We start from the raw sequence: 22,906 nt of genomic DNA, 5'->3' as shown, positions 1-22,906 counted from the left end.
GATCACTATGCGCCGGGTAGTCATTACCGGAATGGGCATCACTTCCTGTATCGGTAACAACACGACAGAAGTGCTGGCCTCCCTGAAAGCCGGCCGCAGCGGCATCCGCACCATGGATGAATACGCCGAGCTGGGTCTGCGCAGCCAGATCGCCGGTGTGGTCGATATCGACTTCAAAGAGCATATCGACCGCAAGCACCTGCGGTTTATGGGCGATTCCGCGGCCTACGCGTACATTTCCATGGCGGAAGCCATCGCAATGGCGGGCCTGGAAGAATCCGATGTATCCAACCCGCGTACCGGTCTGGTGATGGGTTCCGGTGGCACTTCCACTGCAGCCATCATCGAGTCGGCCAATATCCTGAAAACCAAGGGTGTGCGCCGTGTAGGTGCTTACCGGGTACCTCAGGTCATGGGCAGCACCGTGTCTGCGTGTCTGGCCACCCCGTTCAAGATCAAGGGGGTGAACTACTCCATCTCTTCCGCCTGTGCCACTTCCGCACACTGTATCGGCAACGGTGCAGAGCTGATCCAGATGGGCAAGCAGGATGTGGTATTTGCCGGTGGCGGTGAAGAGCTGGCGTGGAGCCTGACACACCTGTTTGACGCCATGGGCGCCCTGTCCTCCAAGTACAACGATGCCCCCACTACCGCATCGCGCCCCTACGATGCAAACCGCGACGGCTTTGTCATCGCCGGTGGCGGCGGCTGTGTAGTGCTGGAAGAGTACGAGCACGCCAAGGCCCGCGGCGCCAACATCATCGCCGAACTGGTGGGTTACGGTGCCACCTCCGACGGTTATGACATGGTGGCTCCGAGCGGTGAAGGTGCAGCGCGCTGTATGCAGCAGGCACTGGCGGGTATGGACGGCAACGGCCTGGAAGGTGGTGTGGACTACATCAACACCCACGGCACCTCCACTCCGGTGGGCGATGTGGCCGAGTTGCGCGCAATGAAGGAAGTGTTCGGTGACAAGGTGCCGGCATTTGCCTCCACCAAGTCCCTGACCGGCCACTCCCTGGGTGCCGCTGGCGTTCAGGAAGCCATCTACTCACTGCTGATGATGCAGAACGACTTTATCGCCGCCTCTGCCAATGTGGAGACTGTGGATGAAGCTGCGGAAGGCCTGGATCTGGTGACCGAGCTGCGGGAGACCAAGGTCAACCGCGCGCTGTCGAACTCTTTCGGCTTTGGTGGTACCAACGCCAGCCTGATCTTCGACAAGATCTGATTGCGCTGCCGGACACTGTCCGGCAAGCAGAAAGAAAAAGGGCGAATCCCGTGGGGTTCGCCCTTTTTCGTGGTTGGAGCTCAGCAAGCAGTGCGGTCAGGTCGCGCTCTTCTGCAATCGCTCGAGCCACAACTCCACCTGCCGGGTCAGCCCCTGGCGCCAGCTGCGCTGCTGGATGCCAAACACATCGCGCAAGCGCTCGCAGGACAGCACCGAAGAGCGATCCTCCTCACCCGGTTCCAGGGTAACCAGCTCCGCAGCAAAGTCTTCCCCATAAAGGCTGCGCACCCGGTCCACCACCTCACGACCAAAATCCATGGCGGTACAGGTGTCGGCAGAGCCGTAGTGATACAGGCCGGATTTTGGTGCGCCACTGGCCAACTGCTGGGTAACCGCCACAGCAACCCGTACCAGATCCGATACGGTTACCGGATTTCCCCGGCTGACATCGTCAAGAGACACCGCACGTCCATCCAGCAGCGTGCGCAGAATTCGGCCAAGCAGAGCATCTTCACTGCGATCCACCTGCCAGCCCAAACGCAGGATACTGGCGTTTTCCAGCCGGGACAGGATCTGCTCGCAGGCGAGCCAGTCCTCACCTCGCTCGGAAAGTGGAGCGGGCTCCGCTTCTTCGTCGATTTTTTTGCCCCGCACACGGCCAAATACGCCGTAGGAGGACAGGTGCAGTACCGCATGACTCGGTTGGTTTAACAGCGCCTCACACACTGACTTGGCCTCCCTCATCCGGGGGCCGCCGGCACAGCTGGCAGCGTTCACAACGATCGGCCTGACACCGCTAGCGAGTCCGCTGGCAACAAACTGCTCCGCCCCGAGTAGCTGCACCCGGAAGCCCACTTTCTGCAGTCCCTTCTGCAGGGCGCTGTCCAGCGCATTACCGGCACCAATTACAGCGACCGTATCCGGGGTATAGCCGGTGTGATGCATCGCAGTTCAGATCCGTTCAGAAGGGGATGTCATCGTCGAAGCTGTTGTCAAAACCACCCGCCGGCGGCTGGTTTGAAGGTTTGTTCTGCGCCTGGCCGCCCTGCTGGGAAGGCGCCATCGGAGAAGGTGCGGAGCGCCCCTGGGAATATTCATCCTGGTAGCCGCCCTGATCCTGGGCATAACCGCCCTGGTTCTGCTGCTGGAATCCACCGCCCTGATTCTGCTGGTAGCCACCCTCACCCCGGCTGTCCAGCATCTGCATTTCAGCGGCAACGATTTCGGTCGTGTAGCGATCCTGACCAGAATTCTTGTCCTGCCACTTGCGGGTGCGCAGAGAACCTTCCAGGTATACCTTGCTGCCTTTGCGCAGGTATTCACCGGCGATTTCCGCCAGGCGGTTGAAGAACACCACGCGGTGCCACTCAGTCCGCTCCTGCTGCTGGCCGCTCTGCTTGTCCTTCCAGGTCTCGGAAGTGGCCACAGTGATATTGGTCACGGCTCCGCCGCTCGGCATGTAGCGGGTCTCCGGATCACCACCCAGGTTGCCCACCAGGATTACTTTGTTCACGCCTCTGGAAGCCATGTGCCTCTCCTCTCTGCCGCCCCCGATATCACGGGAGCTCTCATGTTCAAGATAAAGTTAAGAATTCTGACGGAAATTCAGCGCTCGCGGCCCTCGTGCGGAACGATCTTCCAGGACCTTCCCGGGGCACTGAGCGCGGCCAGCAGTGTATTTATATCCAGCAGGATACAACACTCGGCAGGGCGCCGTCACCGCCGCAGCGGCCGACCTGTCGGACACAACGAAGGAATGAGCGGAATCGCGGAGTCAGGCGCTTGCAACAGGCACCCGGGTACCCCGCAGCTGCCACCAACTGATGGACCAGACCACCAGCACCCCGAGAATGAAAGTGGCCACCAGCCCCGCGCCACCCTGCCCATAAAGGATGCCAGCGATGCTGCCACCGGCAAAGGCACCGAGGAACTGGGCAGTGGCATAGAAGCCGGTAGCGGCGCCGCGACACTCCTCCGGAGCCACCCGGGTAAGCTGCGCCGGCAGCAGGGCCTCCAGCAGATTGAAGGCGAGAAAGAACAATCCCAGACAGACCACAATCCAGCTTCCCTGCACCGAGGGCATCAGAGCCACACCGCCAAATACCAGTCCCAGCAAGGCGAGGCGCATGGCCGCAGGTACCTGCTGGCGCTTTTCCGCCATGCGCATCAGCGGCAGCATGACCACAAAGGCACCCAGCATTAGTGGCGCATAGAGCTTCCAGTGCTGCTCGCTGGGCAGTTGCAGCTGCTCCACCAGCAACAGCGGCAGCGGGACGAACAGAGCGGTGAGCAGCAGGTGCAGAAAAAACACCCCACACACCAGGCGCCACACGGAACCCTCGGCCAGCAATTTCGAAAAGTCACCGGATTGGGGGCCACGGCGCTCTTTGCGCTCCGGATTCGGTACCAGCCGCCACACCAGCAGCATACCGAGAAGGGCCAATACGGCGGTCAGCCAGAAGATGGCCGACAGGCCACCGACGCCCGCAACGAGCGGCCCCAACACCACGGCCAGCACAAACGCCACGCCAATGGACGCGCCGATGACTGCCATCGCCTTACCGCGGTTTTCGTCCCGGGTCAGGTCGGCAGCCAGGGCCATGGTTGCCGCGGCGATGGCGCCGGCCCCCTGCAGAAGACGCCCGGCAATCAGACCGAATACGGAGTCCGTAGCGGCCGCTACCACACTCCCCAAAGCAAACACGACAAGCCCCAGGAAGATTACCGGCTTGCGACCCCAGCGGTCACTCAGCACCCCCAGGGGGATCTGCAGAATCGCCTGGCTCAGTCCGTAAGCCCCCAGCGCCAGTCCGAGAAGAGCCGGCGTACTGCCCACATAATCACTGCCATACAGGGACAGTACCGGCAGTACCATAAACAGGCCGAGCATGCGGAAAACATACAGTGAAGCAAGACCGGCGAGTGCACGGCGTTCGGTGGAATTCATTCAAAAAATCCGGACACAGAAAATATCGGCGCGCATTGTACCAGCGCTGGCCGCAAGGAAAGATCCCCCGGCGACCAAACCGCAAGATAGTTCAAGACTATTAGTACGAGACAGTGGCTGGACGGCGCCTCAGTCGCGCCCGTACTGATCCTCGAAGCGCACAATGTCGTCTTCGCCGAGATAGCTGCCGGACTGGACCTCGATCAGCTCCAGGGGGATGGCGCCCGGGTTTTCGAGGCGGTGCACCACCCCGAGAGGGATAAAGGTCGACTCATTCTCGGTCAGCAACAGCTGATCGTCGCCGCGGGTCACTTTTGCAGTGCCACGCACCACGATCCAGTGCTCGGCGCGGTGGTGATGCATCTGCAGGGACAGCTGACAGCCGGGTTTGACGACGATGCGTTTGACCTGAAAGCGGGGGCCGGCATCGATGGAATCGTAATAACCCCAGGGGCGAAACACCTTGCGGTGATTCTCCGCCTCGCGGCGCTCGCTCCGCTTGAGCTGTTCAACCAGCTTTTTCACGTCCTGCACCCGTGATTTGTCCGCCACCATCAGTGCATCGTCGGTGTCGACCACCACCAGGTCCCGGACACCGAGCACACCGATCAGACGATCGCCGCCGTGTACCAGACAACCACTGGCATCTTCGGTAAGCACATCCCCCTGCAGCAGGTTGTCGCACTCGTCTTTCTGAGCTAGCTCCCACAATGCGGACCAGGAGCCTACATCGCTCCACCCGGCCTGCATCGGCACGACCGCCGCCGACTCGGTCTTCTCCATTACCGCATAGTCCACCGAGTCAGAGGGACAACGGGCGAACAGCTCTGCATCGACACGGGTAAAGTCGAGATCCCGTACGGCGCGGGAAAAGGCCGCGCGACAGATTTCCAGCATCTCCGGCTGGAACTGTGCCAGCTCCTCCAGAAAACGGGAGGCACGGAACAGAAACATGCCACTGTTCCAGTTGTACTCGCCGCTGGCGAGGTATTTCTCCGCGGTGGCCAGGTCCGGTTTTTCCACAAACTCGGCCACACCCCAGCCGCCCTCCAGGCGCTCACCGCTGCGGATATATCCGTAACCGGTCTCGGCACAGGTGGGCACGATACCAAAGGTCACCAGGCGCCCGGACTCCGCAAGCGGCGTTGCCGCGGCCACCGCCGCCTGAAAGGCCGTCTTATCGGCAACCGCGTGATCTGCCGGCAACACCAATAGCAGTGGATCCCGCTCGTTTTCCTGGGCGGCCAGGGCCGCCAGCGCAATAGCCGGTGCGGTGTTACGTGCGCAGGGCTCTAACAGAATCGACTGAGCCCCGCGCCCCACTTCCTGCAGCTGTTCCGCCGCGGCAAAGCGATGCGCTTCGTTGCATACGAGTATGGGAGCCTGCACCTGCGCAAGCCCGTCCAGGCGCAGGGCAGTCGCCTGTAACAGCGTCTCACTGCCGATCAGGGAGAGAAACTGCTTCGGGTAAGCTTCGCGGGAAAGGGGCCACAAGCGCGAACCAGTGCCACCACACAAAATAACGGGGATCATGATTTCCGCATCCACAACAGACGGTTTTAAGTTCAGATGGCCGGGGATTTTGGCACAACGGCGCCGCACATTATACTTGACCGTTTGCGTCCGCCGGGTTCCGGTTAACCCGACGCGCAAGTCACACCAAATACCGATACAGGAACCCGAGTGGACACGATTTACGTCAGGGGTGCCCGCACCCACAATCTGAAGAATATCGACCTGGATATTCCCCGCGACAAACTTATTGTGATTACCGGCCTGTCCGGTTCTGGTAAGTCCTCACTCGCCTTCGATACCCTGTATGCCGAGGGCCAACGGCGCTATGTAGAGTCGCTATCCACCTACGCGCGCCAGTTCCTGTCGATGATGGAAAAGCCGGATGTGGACACGGTAGAGGGCCTGTCTCCGGCCATCTCCATTGAGCAGAAGTCCACCTCCCACAACCCGCGCTCCACTGTGGGTACCATCACCGAAATCTACGATTACCTGCGCCTGCTGTTTGCCCGCGTCGGCGAGCCTCGCTGCCCGGATCACCACGTACCGCTCCAGGCCCAGACCATCAGCCAGATGGTGGACCATGTGCTGGCGCTGCCGGAGGGCACCAAGGTCATGCTGCTGGCGCCGGTGGTAAGGGACCGCAAGGGTGAACACCTGCATGTGTTCGAACAGTTGCGCCGGGACGGCTTCGTACGGGCGCGCATCAATGGCACCGTGTGCGACCTCGACGATACCCCGAAGCTGGACAAGCGCAAAAAGCACACCATCGAAGTGGTGGTGGACCGCTTCAAGGTACGTGATGACCTCCAGCTGCGCCTGGCGGAGTCCTTCGAAACGGCACTGAACCTGACCGACGGTATCGCCGCTATCAGCTTTATGGACGGCGACCGCGACGACCACCTGTTTTCCGCCCGCCACGCCTGCCCGGTGTGTGATTACTCACTGGACGAACTGGAACCGCGCCTGTTCTCCTTCAACAACCCGGCCGGTGCCTGCCCCAGCTGCGACGGCCTCGGCGTTAACCAGTTCTTCGACGAAGACAAGGTAATCCTGGACCCGGAAAGCAGCATTTCCGAAGGGGCCATCCGCGGCTGGGACAGGCGCAATATTTACTATTACCACATGCTCGACTCCCTTTCCGAGCACTACGGCTTTGACCTGGACAAACCGTGGAAAAAGCTCGCAAAAAAATACCGCGCGGTAATCCTGCACGGTAGTGGCGACACCCCGATCGATTTCAGCTACGTGAACGACCGCGGCGACATCACCGTACGCCGTCATACTTTCGAGGGCATTATCCCCAACTTCCAGCGCCGCTACCGGGATACCGAATCCCAGTCGGTGCGCGAGGAGCTGGCCAAATATCTGAGCACCCAGCAGTGCCCCGAGTGCCACGGCACCCGCCTGCGCCGGGAAGCCCGCCATGTATTTGTGGATAACCGCACCCTGGCGCAGATCACCGAACTGCCAGTGGGCGATGCGTTTGAATACTTCGCCGACCAGCTCAAGTTCCAGGGCGCGCAGAAAGAAATCGCCGACAAGATCCTCAAAGAACTGCGCGATCGCTTCCGCTTCCTGGTGGATGTGGGACTGAATTACCTGACCCTCAACCGCAGCGCGGAAACCCTGTCCGGCGGCGAAGCCCAGCGCATCCGCCTCGCCAGCCAGATCGGCGCCGGCCTTGTGGGCGTGATGTATATTCTCGATGAACCCTCCATCGGCCTGCACCAGCGGGACAACGAACGTCTGCTGAATACCCTCACCCACCTGCGGGATATCGGCAACACCGTCATCGTGGTGGAGCACGACGAAGACGCCATCCGCGCAGCAGACTTTATTGTGGATATCGGCCCCGGTGCCGGCGTACATGGGGGCGAAGTGGTTGCCGCCGGCACCCACGACGAGATTGCGGCTTGTGAGCGCTCGCTGACCGGCCAATACCTCTCCGGCACCAAACAGATTGCGGTACCGAAAAAGCGCAATCCCGCGGGTGAAGATTTCCTGCGCATCAAGGGTGCCACTGGAAACAACCTGAAGAATGTAGACCTGGAAATTCCGGTGGGCCTGTTCACCTGCGTCACCGGTGTATCCGGTTCCGGTAAATCCACCCTGATCAATACTACCCTGTATCCCCTGGCGGCCACCGCCCTGAACAAGGCCACCACCCTGAAAGCTTCACCGCACAAGGCGATCGAGGGGCTGGATCATTTCGACAAGTGCGTAGACATCGACCAGAGCCCGATCGGGCGCACTCCGAGATCCAACCCCGCCACCTACACGGGTATTTTCACTCCTATTCGCGAGCTGTTTTCCGGCACCCAGGAAGCCCGCTCCCGGGGCTACAAGCCCGGCCGTTTCAGCTTCAACGTCAAAGGCGGCCGCTGCGAAGCCTGTCAGGGTGATGGCGTGATCAAGGTGGAGATGCACTTCCTTCCAGATATCTACGTGCCCTGCGATACCTGTAAAGGCAAACGCTACAACCGCGAAACGCTCGAAGTTCAGTACAAGGGTAAAAGTATCCACGAGGTACTGGAAATGACAGTAGAGGACGCACGGGAGTTTTTCGACCCGGTACCCTCGATCGCCAAAAAACTGCAGACATTGATGGACGTGGGCCTTTCCTATATCAAGCTGGGTCAGGCAGCGACCACTCTGTCCGGTGGTGAGGCGCAACGGGTAAAGCTGTCCCGCGAGCTGTCGAAGCGGGACACCGGCAAAACCCTGTACATTCTCGACGAGCCCACTACCGGCCTGCACTTTGCCGACATTCAGCTACTGCTCGATGTGTTGCACCGACTGCGCGACCACGGCAACACCATCGTGGTGATCGAACACAACCTGGATGTCATCAAGACCGCGGACTGGATTGTGGACCTAGGCCCGGAGGGCGGCTCCGGCGGTGGTGAAATCATCGCCACCGGCACACCGGAGCAGGTGGCCAAGGTAAAAGGTTCCCATACCGGGCGCTTCCTGAAGCCCATGTTAAAAAAGTAGAACTCCACGGCACCACCACAACGGCACGGAACGCAAACAGTGAAAACCGTAGACATCAATTGCGATCTTGGCGAGGGAGAAGACCAGCTGCATTGCGCGCGAGATGCACACATCATGAGGTATATCTCCCGCTGCAATATCGCCTGTGGTGGTCACGCCGGCAACGCCGAAACCATGCGGCTTTCACTGATCAATGCGCGCAGACACCAGATCGCCGCCGGAGCTCACCCGGGCTATCCGGACAGGAAGAACTTCGGCCGCATCTCCCTGAAGATGCCACGACAGGCATTACTGGCTTCGGTGCAGGAGCAGATTCAGGCGCTGCAAAGCCAGGCACGTGAGGAACAGTTTGCACTTACCCACATCAAACTGCACGGCGCCCTGTATAACGACGCCGAAACCGATGACACCCTCGCCGACGACCTTGTGCGTATGTTTAGCCGGGCTTTTCCCACGCTAAACATACTTGCCCTCGCCAATGCAGCCGTTGAACGGGCAGCGCACAGACACGGTTACCCTGTGCTGCGTGAAGGTTTTATGGATCGCCGCTACCTGAACGACCACCAGCTGTCGCCCCGCAGCATGCCCGAAGCCGTTATAGAAGATTTTGATCAATGCCTTGAGCAGGCACTGGCGCTCACCGCGGGCACCACCTTTCCCTCGATCGATAAAAAGCCGTTGCGATTTACCGTCGATAGTATCTGCCTGCACGGGGATAACCCCCACGCGGAATTGATTGCACAAAACCTCCAGCAAGCGCTGCAGCGCGCCGGGTACAGACTATGCCGGTAGCAAAGAGGTTTGAGGTACTGCCAAATGGCGACGCGGCCTTCGATATCCGTTTTTCAGCCGAGCCCAGTGAACAGCTCAGTGAGACCATCATTGCCCTCGCCGAGGCTATCGAAAAGGCGCCCCTGGATGCCGTCACCGAGCTGGTCCCAGCCTACCAATGTCTCACCGTATGCTTCGATCCACTGCACCTGACCGAAACCACTGGATTGCTGGACGCGCTGGTGTCCCTGACCCAGACGGCGTTGATACACCCGAGGTCGATTGCCGGCACCCGCAACCTGATCCGCATTCCCGTGTGTTACGACGAGAAGTTTGCACCGGACTTACCGGCACTGTGTGCGCAGTCCAGGCTCACCGCTTCGGAAGTCGTCGCCCTTCACACTGCACCGCAATACCTGGTGCATATGCTCGGGTTCACACCGGGCTTCCTTTACCTCGGCGGACTGGATACTGCGCTGCACTGCCCACGCAAAGCGCGACCGGCACTCAGTGTGCCGCCTGGCTCTGTGGGAATCGGCGGCCAGCAGACTGGTATTTACCCCCAGGCCACTCCAGGCGGCTGGCAGATTATCGGCCGCACGCCGATGGCACTGTTTCGGCCAGATCAGGCGCAGCCGTTTATTGCCCGCCCCCTGGACCGGGTCAAATTTGTGCAGATAAGCACGCAAGAATTTGCGCAATTCGACCCGCATTCCGAGCCAGAAAAAATGCCACTCAGCGCGCTTTCCACCAGGGGAGTACAGCAGTGACCCTGCGCGTTTTGAAACCAGGCCTGCAGACCACTGTTCAGGATGCGGGGCGCCCCGGCAACCTGCGATGGGGCGTGGCGCGAGGTGGCGCGGCGGATACTTTTGCCATGGCCTTGGCCAACCTGCTGCTCGCGAACCCGTTATCACATCCCTGCCTTGAGGTCGCCCTTACCGGCCCGGAGCTGGAATTTACCTGCGAGCTCTCCATTGCCATTTGCGGCGCGGAATTCGATCTCCTTCACAATCGCACGCCAGTGGGCAACGACCAGGTACTGCAGATGCGCCCCGGCGACATCCTCCGATTCGGCGGACTCCGATCGGGGGCCCGTGCGTACATTGCTCTCGCAGCAGAGCTTGCCATCGACCGCCGTATGGGAAGCCTTTCCACACATGTGATTGCCGGATTTGGCGGATTTGCGGGACGCGCGCTGCAAGCTGGCGATCAGCTGCCTCTGCGCAACTGCCGAATCGCAAAGACTCGCAGCCTACCGGGCCCGTACCGCCTGGATTACAGGAGCCGACCGCTGCTACGCACTGTTGACGGTGTCGAGGCACACTGCTTTTCAGAGAACGCCCGGCAGCAACTCGGTGCGGGGAACTTTACCGTCTCCCCCCAGAGCAACCGCATGGGCATCCGCCTGAACGGCCCACCCCTACCCCAGGAGCGCGCGCCGCAGCAGGTGTCTTCCGCTTTGTGCCCAGGCACAATCCAGGTACCGCCGAATGGATTGCCCATTATCAGCTTTGTTGAAGGTCAGACGATCGGCGGCTACCCACGTATCGCCCATGTCATCAGTGCCGACGTCCACCGGCTTGGTCAGTTGACGGCTGGAACACCACTGAACCTGGAAACGATCGATGCAGAGGTAGCACGGCAGATCCAGCGCGAGAAAGCCAGTCTGCTGATGAAATTACCTGACCTGCTGTAAGCCCCTACGCAGCGGGTACACCATGCCTCAGGCAAAAAATGAAGAGAGCCTAGGATTTCACCCAGGTGACCGTTTCCTCTACGTCTGACTTATCCGCACAAGGAGTCGCTTTGGGAGGCACATAACCAACTCGCTCGGTGGGTGCCGCGTATTGCTGCTCCCAGTAGGCTATCGCTTCAGCGCAGAGTGATTTTTGCTCCCCGGTCAGCGCAACGCCGTTTGGCCACTTACCCAATTCGATGGCGCGCTTGAGGCTACCGACAATCTGCGGGTTGAGCGCTTTCAATAAATCATCCAGAGACTGAAACATCAGAGGCTAATCTCTTTACAGAAAATCATGGAGCGGATAAAAGAAAAGCCGGTCAATGACCGGCTTTTCCATGCCCGGAACCCGCTGATACGAGTTCCGAAAACCCAAAACAAAATGCTTTAGGCTTCTGCAGCTTCTGCAGTCTCGTCCGCAACTGGACGATCCACTAGCTCAACGTAGGCCATTGGAGCTTTGTCGCCTGCACGGAAACCGCATTTCAGAATGCGGATGTATCCGCCCGGACGGGCTTCGTAACGGGGACCCAGTTCGTCGAACAGCTTGCGCACAGCATCCTTGTCACGGATACGGGCGAAAGCCAGACGGCGGTTAGCAACACTGTCTTTCTTGGCCAGGGTGATCAGCGGCTCGGCAACGCGGCGCAGTTCTTTGGCTTTCGGCAGTGTGGTTTTGATCAGTTCGTGCTCTACCAGAGAAGCGGTCATGTTCTTGAACATGGCCTTGCGGTGAGAGCTGGTACGACTGAATTTACGGCCACTATAGCGATGACGCATAACTCAATTCCTCACGACTTCAATTGCTTTCTCAGCAAGTCGTCTGTGAGTGGTATCTGCTAACGACACACACCACTCGGGTTTCTCACATGGCGTGGGTGAATCACCCGCACCACAAACGCTTTACAGGGGGCTCAGCTTGCTGTCGCCCTTGAGGCTGGCCGGCGGCCAGTTCTCGAGGCGCATGCCCAGGGACAGACCACGGGAGGCCAGAACGTCCTTGATCTCGGTCAGGGACTTCTTACCCAGGTTCGGGGTCTTCAGCAGCTCCACTTCGGTACGCTGAATCAGGTCGCCGATGTAGTAGATGTTTTCCGCCTTCAGACAGTTGGCCGAACGTACGGTCAGCTCCAGGTCGTCAACCGGGCGCAGCAGCACCGGATCAACTTCCTCTTCCTTGGCTTCTGGCGCTGCATCCTTCTCGCCTTCCAGGTCCACAAACACTGCCAGCTGTTGCTGCAGGATGGTGGCGGCGCGACGGATGGCTTCTTCTGGGTCCAGAGTACCGTTGGTCTCCAGATCCAGAACCAGCTTGTCCAGGTCGGTGCGCTGCTCCACACGCGCGGATTCCACGCTGTAGGAAACACGGCGAACCGGGCCGAAAGAGGCGTCCAGTTGCAGACGGCCAATAGCGCGGGTCTCTTCTTCGTCTTCACGACGCGCATCGGCGGGCTGATAGCCACGGCCACGCGCTACGGTCAGACGCAGGTTGAGTTCCACGTCGCCAGTGATGTTGGCGATAACGTGCTCAGGGTTCACGATTTCAATGTCGTGGTCCACCTGAATATCACCAGCGGTAACCGCGCCTGGGCCTTTCTTGCTCAGGCTCAGCACTGCCTGGTCCTTGCCGTGCATCACCACCGCAATTTCCTTCAGGTTGAGCAGGATTTCGATAACGTCTTCCTGTACACCCTCGATTGCGCTGTACTCGTGCTCAACACCGTCGATCTCAACTTCAGTGACGGCGCAGCCTGGCATGGAGGACAGCAGGATGCGGCGCAGTGCGTTGCCGAGAGTGTGGCCGAAACCACGCTCCAGCGGTTCCAGAACCACTTTGGCGTGATTCTGGTTGTACTCGGTGACGTCAATACGACGAGGTGTCAAAAACTCGTTGACAGCAGTCTGCATAGCCATACCTGTATTACAGTTTTATTCCTTAAATGGAACAGAGCCTTACTTGGAGTAGAGTTCCACGATAAGGTTTTCATTGATCTCTGCCGGCAGATCCACGCGATCCGGAACACGCTTGAAGGTACCTTCGAGCTTGGTCGCGTTCACGTCTACCCACTCAACGTCACCGCGCTGTGCAGCGAGGGAAACGGAGTTCTGGATACGCATCTGCTTTTTGGACTTCTCGCGGATGGAGATAACGTCGCCTTCTTTCACGGAGTAAGAAGGGATGTTTACGGTAGCGCCATTCACCAGAATTGCCTTGTGAGATACCAGCTGACGCGCTTCGGCGCGAGTGGAGCCGAAGCCCATGCGGTAAACCACGTTGTCCAGGCGTTTTTCCAGAAGTTGCAGCAGGTTTTCACCAGTTGCACCTTTCAGACGCGCCGCTTCCTTATAGTAGTTGCGGAACTGCTTTTCCAGCACGCCGTAGATACGACGTACTTTTTGTTTTTCACGCAGCTGAATACCGTAGTCGGACAGACGGCCGCGACCAGCGCCGTGAACACCCGGCTTGGTTTCTGCACGACACTTGGAGTCGTGCGGGCGAACGCCACTTTTCAGCTGAAGATCGGTACCTTCCCGACGGGAAAGCTTACATTTTGGTCCAATATAACGTGCCATTTCGTCAACCCCCTCTTACACGCGACGTTTCTTGGGCGGACGACAACCGTTATGCGGGATCGGCGTCACGTCGGTGATGTTGGTGATCTTGTAGCCGCAGTTGTTCAGGGCGCGAACGGCAGATTCGCGACCCGGGCCGGGGCCCTTAACTTCGACATCAAGGTTTTTCAGGCCGTACTCTTGAGCGGCAGTACCTGCGCGCTCAGCGGCAACCTGGGCTGCGAAAGGGGTGCTCTTACGAGAACCACGGAAACCGGAGCCACCAGCGGTAGCCCAGCTCAGAGTATTGCCCTGACGGTCAGTGATCGTCACGATCGTGTTGTTGAACGATGCGTGGATGTGGGCAACACCGTCGACAACGGTCTTTTTGACCTTTTTGCGAACAGTAGTTTTTGGCTTAGCCATACCTGTATCCTAAATCCTGTACTTGTGAAGACTTGCGCGATGTAAGTGATTACTTACGGATCGGCTTGCGCGGACCCTTACGGGTACGGGCGTTAGTCTTGGTGCGCTGACCGCGAAGCGGCAGGCTGCGACGGTGACGCAGCCCGCGGAAGCAACCCAGGTCCATCAGGCGTTTGATGTTCATGGACACTTCACGACGCAGATCACCTTCAACGGTCAGTTTTGCAACTTCACCGCGGATGGTTTCGATCTGGTCTTCGGACAGATCACGAAGTTTGGTGGATTCAGCGATACCTACCGCTGCCAGAATAGACTTGGCCGTAGTGCGACCGACACCATAAATATGGGTCAGGGAGATCACGGCGTGCTTGTGGTCTGGTACGTTTACACCAGCAATACGTGCCATAGAGGCGTACTCCACGTATTGTGAACCGCGCAACTTTGGTAATGGCGCAGCTCATTTCTCATTTCGGCGCTGACAGCGAATAAAAAGCCATCAGCACCACCAAAAAGGCGCGCAAGAATAGCTTTTCATACACCAAATTGCAATAGCCCGCCTTCCCAGAGCCTGAACCCAAGGTAAAACGGACGACAGTCAACGCCCCCTTTTTTGAAACCTGCAGACCTCCCGAAGGTGGTCTTTGAGCTTCTCCGCAGGCATATCGCTTTGCGGTGCGCCTTTTTACACGGGGCTGTGTAAAGAGGCAAATATTTTCACGTTCATTTGGTGACCAACCAGATCCGTAATTCGGTCACCGAACTCACCGTCCCTGGTAAGTCGCGCTAACCGACGCCTGGGCGTCGATTAGCCCTGCCGCTGCTTGTGACGGGGCTCGGCGCTGCAGATAACCCGCAGAACACCTTTGCGACGTACGATTTTGCAGTTACGGCAGATCTTTTTAACAGAAGCGCGTACTTTCATGACCTTACCTCAATTCAATCCTGCTGCGACGGCTGCCGATCAACGACGGCCGTAACCTTGCAGATTTGCCTTCTTCATCAACCCTTCGTACTGGTGGGACAGCAGGTGCGACTGCACTTGCGCCATGAAGTCCATCACCACGACCACGACGATCAGCAGCGAGGTACCTCCCAGATAGAAAGGAATGTTCAGCCCAACTACCAGGAACTGCGGCAGCAGGGATACCAATGCGATGTAACAGGCACCCACCAGAGTCAGACGAGTCAGCACGCTGTCGATATAACGAGCGGTCTGTTCGCCAGGGCGAATACCGGGCACATAAGCACCGGATTTTTTCAGGTTGTCTGCCACTTCATTCGGGTTGAACATCAACGCCGTGTAGAAGAAGCAGAAGAAGCCGATCAGCAGTGCGAACAGGATGATGTTCAGCGGCTGACCCGGGCCCAACTGCAGTGCCATCCACTGCAGAATCTGTGCACCGATGCCCTCACCGCCCTGACCGAACCACTGCGCCAGAGTCGCAGGGAACAGCAGGATACTGCTGGCGAAGATCACCGGAATCACGCCGGCCATGTTGACCTTCAGAGGCAGGTGGCTGGATTGAGCCGCCGGCGCCTGAGAGTAACGACCAGCCTGACGGCGGGCGTGGTTGATGGTGATACGGCGTTGACCGCGCTCCATCACTACTACGAAGTAGACAACCGCCAGTGCAACAAAGCCGATGGCCAGCAGCATCAGGATGTGCAACTCACCCTGACGCGCCTGCTCGAAAGCCTGACCGATGGCACTGGGCAGACCCGCAACGATACCGGCAAAGATCAGCATGGAAATGCCGTTGCCGACGCCGCGCTCGGTGATCTGCTCACCCAGCCACATCATGAACACTGCACCGGTAACCAGTGACACCACGGCCACAAAGTAAAATCCGAATGCCGGTTCCGCGGAGTAAGCCAGATTCTGACCGGCGAGACCAAAAGTCATACCGATACCCTGAATCAGGGCCAGCAACACCGTCAGATAACGGGTGTACTGGTTGATCTTGCGCCGGCCTGCATCTCCTTCCTTCTTCAACGCCTCAAGGGAAGGCGTTACCGCGGTCATCAACTGCATGATGATGGACGCGGAGATGTAAGGCATGATGCCGAGCGCCAGAATACTCATCCGCTCCAGTGCGCCACCGGAGAACATGTTGAACAGGCCAAGGATGGTTCCCTGGTTCTGGTTAAACAGGTTCGCCAGCTTCTCCGGATCAATTCCGGGCACCGGAATATGGGTCCCTATACGATAAACAAGAATCGCGAGAAACAGAAAACGAAGGCGAGCCCAAAGCTCGCCTAATCCCTTGCCGTTGCCCAGGGAGTTAACACCAGGTCCTGGTCGTGCCATTGGGGCCTCGATTTAGTCTTCTACTTTTCCGCCAGCAGCTTCGATGGCCGCTTTAGCACCTTTGGTGACACCCAGACCTTTCACGGTAACCGCTTTGGTCAGTTCACCAGACAGGAACACTTTGGCGCGCTTAATGTGGTTGCCGATAATATCGGCATTCTTCAGCGCTGCCAAATCAATCGTGTCACCTTCAACCTTGGCCAGCTCCGCCAGACGCACTTCCGCAACAAAGCGGCCAACGCGAGAGGTGAAACCGTACTTCGGCAGGCGCTTCTGCAAAGGCATCTGACCGCCTTCGAAGCCCGGACGGACACTACCGCCGGAACGGGATTTTTGACCCTTGTGGCCACGACCACCGGTTTTACCCAGGCCGCTACCGATACCACGACCAACGCGCTTGGCGCTGTGCTTGTGACCCTCAGCGGGAGACAGTTCATTCAAACGCATGTTACGCCTCCTCTACTTTTACGAGGTAGTTCACTTTGTTGATCATGCCGCGCACAGAGGGAGTGTCTTCCACTTCCACAGTGTGACCAATGCGGCGCAAACCCAGACCAGCAACACACGCCTGATGATTCTTCAGACGACCGTTGATGCTTTTAACCTGGGTTACTTTGATGGTCTTCTTAGCCATGACTCATTCACTCAAAGCAAGTTCAGAGTGGATCGCAGCGATAGAGCGGCTGCGACCCAAACCGAATCAGTTCAGGATTTCTTCCACAGACTTGCCACGCTTGGCGGCTACGTCTTCCGGGCTGCTCATTTTGCCCAGAGCACTGAAGGTAGCGCGGACGACGTTTACCGGGTTGGTAGAGCCGTAACACTTTGCCAGTACGTTGTGGACGCCAGCCATTTCCAGTACGGAGCGCATGGCACCGCCGGCAATTACACCGGTACCCTGGGAAGCGGGCTGCATGTATACCTTGGAACCGCCGTGGCGACCGTTGGTAGCGTACTGAAGGGTGTCACCATTCAGATCTACCTGGATCATGTTGCGACGTGCAGCTTCCATAGCTTTCTGGATGGCAACTGGCACTTCGCGCGCTTTACCACGACCAAAGCCAACGCGGCCATTGCCATCGCCAACTACGGTCAGAGCGGTGAACGCGAAGATACGACCACCTTTTACGGTTTTGGCAACGCGGTTGACCTGGACCAGTTTTTCCTGGAGGCCTTCGTCGTTGCTCTTCTCGACTTTATCTCTAGCCATAACTCAACCCTTAGAATTTCAGACCGGCTTCACGGGCAGCGTCTGCCAGGGCCTTAACGCGGCCGTGGTATTTGAAACCGCTACGATCGAAGGCTACCGTTTCAACGCCAGCGGCTTTCGCACGCTCCGCGATCAGGGTACCAACAGCTGTAGCAGCGTCGACGTTACCGGTTTTGCTTTCACGCAGGTCCTTGTCCAGAGTAGAGGCAGTGGCCAATACCTTGTCGCCGTCGGCAGACAGGATCTGTGCGTAAATGTGGCGGGGAGTGCGGTTCACTGTCAGGCGAACGGCGCCCAGCTCACGGAACTTGGCGCGGGCACGACGTGCACGACGCAAGCGGGATTGCTTCTTAACGTTCATATCTATGCCTTACTTCTTCTTGGCCTCTTTGCGATACACGCGCTCATCGGCGTAGCGGACACCCTTACCTTTGTAGGGCTCCGGCGGACGGAATGCGCGGATCTCTGCGGCCACTTGACCTAACAGCTGCTTATCGCTGCTCTTCAGTACAACTTCAGTCTGGCTCGGGGTTTCTGCTGTAACACCTTCCGGCAGGTCGTAATCTACCGGGTGAGAGAAGCCCAGAGTCAGGTTCACGGTCTTACCAGATGCTTTCGCACGGTAACCTACACCGTTCAGCTGCAGTTTCTTTTCGAAACCCTGACTGACGCCGACCACCATATTGTTAACCAGCGCGCGGGTGGTGCCGGCGAGGGCACGTGCCTGCTTGGAACCGTTGCGTGCTGCAAAGGTCAGCTGGTTTTCTTCCTGCTTCACTTCCACGTCAGAGTGGATGTTGAAGTTCAGGTTGCCATTACCACCTTTAACGGCGATATCCTGACCAGAAAGGCTCACGGATACACCAGCGGGGATGCTTACGGGACTATTAGCTACTCGAGACATATTAACCCCCGCTTAGAATACGGTGCAGAGCACTTCGCCGCCGACACCAGCCTGACGGGCTGCGCGATCAGTCATCACACCACGAGAGGTGGAGACGATAGCGATGCCCAGGCCGCCGCGAACGGATGGCAATGCTTTCTTACCTGCGTAGTTACGCAGGCCTGGACGGGAAACCCGGTCCAGCTCAGCAATTACCGGCTTGCCCTGGAAGTATTTCAGTTCGATAGTCAGCTCAGGCTTGGCACCTTCGCTGACCGCTACGCCAGTAACGTAACCTTCGTCTTTCAGTACGTTGGCCACGGCTACTTTCAGTTTTGAAGAAGGCATAGAAACACTGCCCTTGCCGCGCGCCAAAGCGTTGCGGACGCGGGTCAGCATATCTGCCAACGGATCTTGCATACTCATTACTTAAGACTCCTCAAGTCTGCCGTTTTACCAGCTGGATTTAACCAGGCCGGGGACATCACCACGCATAGCGGCTTCACGCAGTTTGTTACGGCAGAGACCGAACTTGCGGTAGACAGCGTGGGGGCGACCAGTAATACGACAGCGACGTTGCTGACGTACCGGGCTTGCATCGCGCGGCAGTTGTTGCAGCTTGAGTTGAGCCTCCCAACGCTCCTCATCGGAAGCGTTGGCACTGGCGATGATCGCCTTCAGCTCTTGACGCTTTTCAGCGTACTTAGCTGCGGTTCGAGCGCGCTTGTTCTCACGCGCAATCATGGATTTCTTCGCCATGGAATCCTCTTAACCCTTGAAAGGGAAGTTGAATGCTTTCAGCAGTGCGCGACCTTGTTCGTCGTTGGCTGCTGTAGTAGTGATACAAATATCCAAACCACGGATCTTGTCTACTTTGTCGTAGTCGATTTCCGGGAAGATGATTTGTTCGGTTACACCCATTGAGAAGTTACCACGACCGTCGAACTGCTTCGGGCTGATGCCACGGAAGTCACGGATACGTGGGATCGCGATACCAATCAGTCGCTCCAGGAACTCATACATACGCTCACCGCGCAGAGTTACCTTACAGCCAATCGGCCAGCCATCACGGATTTTGAAGCCCGCGATAGACTTACGCGCCTTGGTCACAATGGGTTTTTGACCAGTAATCGCAGTCATGTCACTGACTGCGTGTTCCAGTACCTTCTTATCACCAATGGCTTCACCGACACCCATGTTGACGGTGATTTTGGTGATGCGCGGCACGGACATTACGTTCTCAAGTCCCAGCTCTTCTTTCAGCTTGGACGCGAGTTCTTTGGTGTAGAGCTCTTTAAGCCTTGCCATTTTTTCCACCTGACTTATGCGTCAACGGCTTCGCCGCTGGATTTGAAGACGCGGATCTTAGTGCCATCTTCCAGTACTTTGAAGCCTACCCGGTCAGCTTTTTGGGTGTTCGGGTTGAAGATGGCAACGTTGGAAGACTGAATTGCAGCCTCTTTTTCAACGATTCCACCGGCAACGCCCAGCTGGGGGTTCGGCTTCTGGTGTTTTTTGATCATCTGTACACCGGATACGATCAGGCGGCCATCGTTCAGCACCTTACGGACGGTGCCACGCTTGCCTTTGTCGCGACCGGCGATAACGATCACTTCGTCGTCACGCTTGATCTTGCGCATTACTCTTCTCCGCTCGTGGCTTAGATAACTTCGGGAGCCAGTGAGATGATCTTCATGAACTTCTCACCGCGCAGCTCGCGAGTTACCGGGCCAAAAATACGGGTGCCAACCGGAGCATGGTTCTGGTTCAGCAACACCGCTGCGTTATCGTCAAACTTGATCAGGGAGCCGTCCGGGCGACGCACACCTTTCTTGGTGCGAACCACAACCGCGTTCATCACCTGACCCTTTTTCACTTTACCGCGAGGAATCGCTTCCTTAACGGTTACCTTGATAATGTCGCCAACGCCAGCGTAGCGACGGTGGGAGCCGCCCAGCACCTTGATGCACATGACACGGCGAGCCCCACTGTTATCGGCTACTTCTAAGTAGGATTCTGCTTGAATCATTGTTCCTCTCCGAAAACCTGTTTAGGTCTTCACAGTCAATGGGCCAGGATTAAACCTTCGCCGCACGCTCTACAATAGTCTGCAAGGACCAGGACTTGCTCTTGGACAGCGGACGAGATTCTTCAATGGTCACGACATCACCGATGCCGCACTCATTGTTTTCGTCGTGTGCCTTGAGCTTGGTGGACTTGCTCACGATTTTGCCGTAGATCGGGTGCTTAACACGGCGCTCGATCAAAACGGTGATGGTTTTATCCATCTTGTCACTCACAACCTTACCGGTCAGAGTACGCTTCAGTTTTGCTTCAGCCATGATTAATTACCTGCCTTCTCGGTCAACACAGTCTTAATGCGAGCAATGTCGCGACGAGTCTGCTTCAGCAGATGAGTCTGAGTCAGCTGACCGGTGGATTTCTGCATGCGCAGCTTGAACTGTGCTTCAAGTTGGCTCAGCAGTTCCTGGTTCAGCTCCTCAACTGACTTTGAGCGTAGATCTGCAGTCTTCATTACATCACCGAACGCTTAACGAAAGTTGTCTTTACAGGCAGCTTGGCTGCGGCGAGCTCGAAAGCTTCGCGAGCCAGTTCTTCGGAAACGCCTTCCATTTCATAGAGGACTTTTCCTGGTTGAATCTGGGCAACCCAGTATTCAACGCCACCCTTACCTTTACCCATCCGAACCTCGAGAGGCTTGTTGGTGATGGGTTTGTCCGGAAACACACGAATCCAGATCTTACCGCCACGCTTAACGTGACGAGTCATTGCGCGACGAGCCGCTTCGATCTGACGCGCAGTAATGCGCCCACGACCGATGGCCTTGAGGCCGAACTCGCCAAAGCTCACTTTAGAGCCGCGCTGCGAAAGACCGCGGTTGCGACCCTTCTGTACCTTGCGGAATTTTGTACGCTTCGGTTGTAGCATCTGCGCACCCCTTACTTAGCAGCTTTCTTGCGAGTCTTCGCTGGCTTCTCTTCGGGGATTTCGTCACCGATGACTTCGCCTTTGAAGATCCAAACTTTCACACCGATGATGCCGTAGGTAGTGCTGGCTTCATAAGTGCCGTAGTCGATGTTTGCACGCAGAGTGTGCAGCGGCACACGGCCTTCACGGTACCATTCAGTACGGGCAATCTCGGCACCGCCAAGACGACCACTCACCTGAATCTTGATACCTTCAGCGCCCTGGCGCATAGCGTTCTGTACAGCGCGCTTCATAGCGCGACGGAACATAACGCGACGCTCCAGCTGCTGAGCAACGTTCTGGGCAACCAGGGTTGCATCCAGGTCAGGCTTGCGTACTTCTTCGATGTCGATGTGCACGGGCACACCCATCTGTTTGCTCACCTCGTTGCGCAGACGCTCTACGTCTTCACCTTTCTTACCGATCACGATGCCCGGACGCGCAGTGTGAATGGTCACACGAGCGGTATTGGCCGGACGTTCGATCTCGATACGGCTCACGGAAGCGTGGGCCAGTTTATTGCGAATGAATTCGCGAACTTTCAGATCCGTGTACAGCTTGTCTGCGTACTCGTCGCTGCCGGCATACCAAACAGAGGTATGCTTTTTAACGATACCCAGACGAATGCCGGTAGGATGTACTTTTTGTCCCATGGTTTTCTCGCCTGCTCTCTTATTTCTCGGCTACTTTCACAGTAATGTGACAAGTACGCTTAAGAATACGATCGGCACGACCCTTGGCGCGCGGCTTAATGCGCTTCATGGTCATACCCTCATCCACGAAGATGGTGGAAACTTTCAGCTCGTCAACGTCAGCACCTTCGTTGTGCTCAGCGTTGGCGATTGCAGATTCCAGAACCTTCTTGACGATCGCAGCACCTTTCTTGTGGCTGAAAGCCAGGATGTCCAGGGCTTCCTCGACACCTTTGCCGCGAATCTGATCAGCTACCAGACGCGCTTTCTGTGCCGACAGACGAGCACCGCGTAATTTTGCTTGTACTTCCATCTCTATAACCTCGGCTTAGCGCTTCTTCGCTTTCTTGTCCGCGGCGTGGCCACGGTAAGTGCGGGTAGCAGCGAATTCACCCAGCTTGTGACCAACCATTTCTTCGTTGACCAGTACCGGTACGTGTTGACGACCGTTGTGAACAGCAATCGTCAGGCCCACCATTTCCGGCATGATCATGGAACGGCGGGACCAGGTTTTAATCGGCCGGCGATCATTGGCTTCGATCGCTGCCTCCACCTTTTTGATCAGATGCAGATCAATAAAGGGACCTTTCTTTAATGAGCGTGGCACTTTAGATTCCTCTTTAGATGCTCACACATCGTGCGCGACT

The 22,906-nt window shown here is 57.6% G+C and carries 33 protein-coding genes; 5 read left to right on the top strand and 28 right to left on the bottom strand.

All coding sequences use genetic code 11. From position 1 onward, the window contains the following. The first annotated feature begins 7 nt into the window (after positions 1-7). Positions 8-1,231, top strand: coding sequence for a beta-ketoacyl-ACP synthase I (gene fabB / locus AU11_RS17100; RefSeq protein WP_043320835.1), 1,224 nt, complete (start codon positions 8-10; stop codon positions 1,229-1,231). A 96-nt stretch (positions 1,232-1,327) separates the two neighbouring features. Here fabB and AU11_RS17095 read toward each other — a convergent pair whose 3' ends face one another. From AU11_RS17095 to AU11_RS17080, 4 genes are all read right to left on the bottom strand, one after another. Then, on the bottom strand, positions 1,328-2,176 hold the full coding sequence (locus AU11_RS17095) for a sugar nucleotide-binding protein (protein WP_043320833.1): 849 nt from the start codon (positions 2,174-2,176) through the stop codon (positions 1,328-1,330). A 16-nt stretch (positions 2,177-2,192) separates the two neighbouring features. Continuing rightward, on the bottom strand, positions 2,193-2,759 hold the full coding sequence (gene ssb, locus AU11_RS17090) for a single-stranded DNA-binding protein (RefSeq protein ID WP_043320831.1): 567 nt from the start codon (positions 2,757-2,759) through the stop codon (positions 2,193-2,195). A 246-nt stretch (positions 2,760-3,005) separates the two neighbouring features. Next, on the bottom strand, positions 3,006-4,178 hold the full coding sequence (locus tag AU11_RS17085; protein WP_043320830.1) for an MFS transporter: 1,173 nt from the start codon (positions 4,176-4,178) through the stop codon (positions 3,006-3,008). Positions 4,179-4,307: 129 nt separating this feature from the next. Next, positions 4,308-5,711, bottom strand: coding sequence for a mannose-1-phosphate guanylyltransferase/mannose-6-phosphate isomerase (locus AU11_RS17080; RefSeq protein WP_043320979.1), 1,404 nt, complete (start codon positions 5,709-5,711; stop codon positions 4,308-4,310). Positions 5,712-5,861: 150 nt separating this feature from the next. Between AU11_RS17080 and uvrA the strand changes: the two genes are divergently transcribed. Genes uvrA through AU11_RS17060 form a run of 4 tightly spaced genes read left to right on the top strand, consistent with a single transcriptional unit; the run spans position 5,862 to position 11,157 of the window. Further along, positions 5,862-8,687, top strand: a complete 2,826-nt coding sequence (gene uvrA / locus AU11_RS17075; protein ID WP_043320828.1) for an excinuclease ABC subunit UvrA — start codon at positions 5,862-5,864, stop codon at positions 8,685-8,687. A 39-nt stretch (positions 8,688-8,726) separates the two neighbouring features. Further along, complete coding sequence (gene pxpA, locus AU11_RS17070) at positions 8,727-9,479, top strand: 5-oxoprolinase subunit PxpA (protein WP_043320827.1); 753 nt, start codon at positions 8,727-8,729, stop codon at positions 9,477-9,479. Beyond that, complete coding sequence (gene pxpB / locus AU11_RS17065; RefSeq protein ID WP_051687407.1) at positions 9,470-10,228, top strand: 5-oxoprolinase subunit PxpB; 759 nt, start codon at positions 9,470-9,472, stop codon at positions 10,226-10,228. Before pxpA ends, pxpB begins: the two co-directional genes overlap by 10 nt. Beyond that, positions 10,225-11,157, top strand: coding sequence for a biotin-dependent carboxyltransferase family protein (locus AU11_RS17060; RefSeq protein ID WP_043320826.1), 933 nt, complete (start codon positions 10,225-10,227; stop codon positions 11,155-11,157). The genes pxpB and AU11_RS17060 overlap by 4 nt, the downstream gene beginning before the upstream one ends. 49 nt (positions 11,158-11,206) lie before the next feature. Here AU11_RS17060 and AU11_RS17055 read toward each other — a convergent pair whose 3' ends face one another. From AU11_RS17055 to rpsS, 24 genes are all read right to left on the bottom strand, one after another. Beyond that, positions 11,207-11,467, bottom strand: a complete 261-nt coding sequence (locus tag AU11_RS17055; RefSeq protein ID WP_043320824.1) for a YeaC family protein — start codon at positions 11,465-11,467, stop codon at positions 11,207-11,209. Between the two features lie 119 nt (positions 11,468-11,586). Further along, on the bottom strand, positions 11,587-11,979 hold the full coding sequence (gene rplQ / locus AU11_RS17050; protein ID WP_010133817.1) for a 50S ribosomal protein L17: 393 nt from the start codon (positions 11,977-11,979) through the stop codon (positions 11,587-11,589). A 123-nt stretch (positions 11,980-12,102) separates the two neighbouring features. Continuing rightward, complete coding sequence (gene rpoA / locus AU11_RS17045) at positions 12,103-13,107, bottom strand: DNA-directed RNA polymerase subunit alpha (protein WP_043320823.1); 1,005 nt, start codon at positions 13,105-13,107, stop codon at positions 12,103-12,105. Between the two features lie 45 nt (positions 13,108-13,152). Next, the gene (gene rpsD, locus AU11_RS17040) at positions 13,153-13,773 is read right to left on the bottom strand and encodes a 30S ribosomal protein S4 (RefSeq protein ID WP_043320821.1); all 621 of its coding nucleotides are present in this window, start codon (positions 13,771-13,773) and stop codon (positions 13,153-13,155) included. Positions 13,774-13,788: 15 nt separating this feature from the next. Beyond that, complete coding sequence (gene rpsK, locus AU11_RS17035; protein ID WP_043320820.1) at positions 13,789-14,178, bottom strand: 30S ribosomal protein S11; 390 nt, start codon at positions 14,176-14,178, stop codon at positions 13,789-13,791. 49 nt (positions 14,179-14,227) lie between these two features. Beyond that, positions 14,228-14,584: a 30S ribosomal protein S13 gene (rpsM, locus tag AU11_RS17030; protein ID WP_010133823.1), complete on the bottom strand. Its 357-nt coding sequence runs from the start codon at positions 14,582-14,584 to the stop codon at positions 14,228-14,230. Between the two features lie 399 nt (positions 14,585-14,983). Further along, complete coding sequence (gene rpmJ / locus AU11_RS18190; protein ID WP_010133825.1) at positions 14,984-15,100, bottom strand: 50S ribosomal protein L36; 117 nt, start codon at positions 15,098-15,100, stop codon at positions 14,984-14,986. Positions 15,101-15,139: 39 nt separating this feature from the next. Next, positions 15,140-16,486, bottom strand: coding sequence for a preprotein translocase subunit SecY (secY, locus tag AU11_RS17025; protein ID WP_043320818.1), 1,347 nt, complete (start codon positions 16,484-16,486; stop codon positions 15,140-15,142). 12 nt (positions 16,487-16,498) lie between these two features. Then, the gene (gene rplO, locus AU11_RS17020; protein ID WP_010133828.1) at positions 16,499-16,933 is read right to left on the bottom strand and encodes a 50S ribosomal protein L15; all 435 of its coding nucleotides are present in this window, start codon (positions 16,931-16,933) and stop codon (positions 16,499-16,501) included. A 1-nt stretch (position 16,934) separates the two neighbouring features. Beyond that, complete coding sequence (rpmD, locus tag AU11_RS17015; RefSeq protein ID WP_010133829.1) at positions 16,935-17,120, bottom strand: 50S ribosomal protein L30; 186 nt, start codon at positions 17,118-17,120, stop codon at positions 16,935-16,937. 66 nt (positions 17,121-17,186) lie between these two features. Beyond that, entirely contained in the window at positions 17,187-17,696 is a 510-nt protein-coding gene (gene rpsE / locus AU11_RS17010; RefSeq protein WP_043320817.1) for a 30S ribosomal protein S5, read from the bottom strand. Between the two features lie 10 nt (positions 17,697-17,706). Next, positions 17,707-18,057, bottom strand: a complete 351-nt coding sequence (gene rplR, locus AU11_RS17005) for a 50S ribosomal protein L18 (protein WP_043320815.1) — start codon at positions 18,055-18,057, stop codon at positions 17,707-17,709. Between the two features lie 9 nt (positions 18,058-18,066). Further along, entirely contained in the window at positions 18,067-18,600 is a 534-nt protein-coding gene (gene rplF / locus AU11_RS17000; protein ID WP_043320813.1) for a 50S ribosomal protein L6, read from the bottom strand. Positions 18,601-18,612: 12 nt separating this feature from the next. Further along, the gene (rpsH, locus tag AU11_RS16995; RefSeq protein WP_043320812.1) at positions 18,613-19,005 is read right to left on the bottom strand and encodes a 30S ribosomal protein S8; all 393 of its coding nucleotides are present in this window, start codon (positions 19,003-19,005) and stop codon (positions 18,613-18,615) included. 27 nt (positions 19,006-19,032) lie between these two features. Further along, on the bottom strand, positions 19,033-19,338 hold the full coding sequence (rpsN, locus tag AU11_RS16990) for a 30S ribosomal protein S14 (protein ID WP_043320810.1): 306 nt from the start codon (positions 19,336-19,338) through the stop codon (positions 19,033-19,035). Positions 19,339-19,347: 9 nt separating this feature from the next. Then, on the bottom strand, positions 19,348-19,887 hold the full coding sequence (gene rplE, locus AU11_RS16985; protein WP_043320808.1) for a 50S ribosomal protein L5: 540 nt from the start codon (positions 19,885-19,887) through the stop codon (positions 19,348-19,350). 14 nt (positions 19,888-19,901) lie between these two features. Then, positions 19,902-20,219 carry a 50S ribosomal protein L24 gene (gene rplX, locus AU11_RS16980; protein ID WP_043320806.1) on the bottom strand — a complete coding sequence of 106 codons (318 nt, stop codon included), beginning with the start codon at positions 20,217-20,219 and terminating at the stop codon, positions 19,902-19,904. Positions 20,220-20,239: 20 nt separating this feature from the next. Continuing rightward, a complete protein-coding gene (rplN, locus tag AU11_RS16975) occupies positions 20,240-20,608 on the bottom strand; it encodes a 50S ribosomal protein L14 (protein ID WP_043320805.1) in 369 nt (122 codons plus the stop codon). 49 nt (positions 20,609-20,657) lie between these two features. Then, positions 20,658-20,921, bottom strand: a complete 264-nt coding sequence (gene rpsQ / locus AU11_RS16970; RefSeq protein ID WP_010133838.1) for a 30S ribosomal protein S17 — start codon at positions 20,919-20,921, stop codon at positions 20,658-20,660. Between the two features lie 2 nt (positions 20,922-20,923). Further along, positions 20,924-21,115, bottom strand: coding sequence for a 50S ribosomal protein L29 (gene rpmC / locus AU11_RS16965; protein ID WP_043320803.1), 192 nt, complete (start codon positions 21,113-21,115; stop codon positions 20,924-20,926). Beyond that, complete coding sequence (gene rplP / locus AU11_RS16960) at positions 21,115-21,528, bottom strand: 50S ribosomal protein L16 (protein WP_010133841.1); 414 nt, start codon at positions 21,526-21,528, stop codon at positions 21,115-21,117. The genes rpmC and rplP overlap by 1 nt, the downstream gene beginning before the upstream one ends. Before the next feature lie 11 nt (positions 21,529-21,539). Continuing rightward, positions 21,540-22,220 carry a 30S ribosomal protein S3 gene (gene rpsC / locus AU11_RS16955; RefSeq protein ID WP_043320802.1) on the bottom strand — a complete coding sequence of 227 codons (681 nt, stop codon included), beginning with the start codon at positions 22,218-22,220 and terminating at the stop codon, positions 21,540-21,542. 19 nt (positions 22,221-22,239) lie between these two features. Then, positions 22,240-22,572: a 50S ribosomal protein L22 gene (rplV, locus tag AU11_RS16950; protein WP_043320801.1), complete on the bottom strand. Its 333-nt coding sequence runs from the start codon at positions 22,570-22,572 to the stop codon at positions 22,240-22,242. Between the two features lie 15 nt (positions 22,573-22,587). After that, positions 22,588-22,866: a 30S ribosomal protein S19 gene (gene rpsS, locus AU11_RS16945; RefSeq protein ID WP_020411388.1), complete on the bottom strand. Its 279-nt coding sequence runs from the start codon at positions 22,864-22,866 to the stop codon at positions 22,588-22,590. Between the last annotated feature and the right edge of the window lie 40 nt (positions 22,867-22,906).

Origin of the sequence: Microbulbifer sp. HZ11 (assembly GCF_000708675.1) — a bacterium.
Taxonomy (GTDB): Bacteria; Pseudomonadota; Gammaproteobacteria; order Pseudomonadales; family Cellvibrionaceae; genus Microbulbifer.
This window is presented reverse-complemented; position numbering and strand designations above follow the sequence as displayed.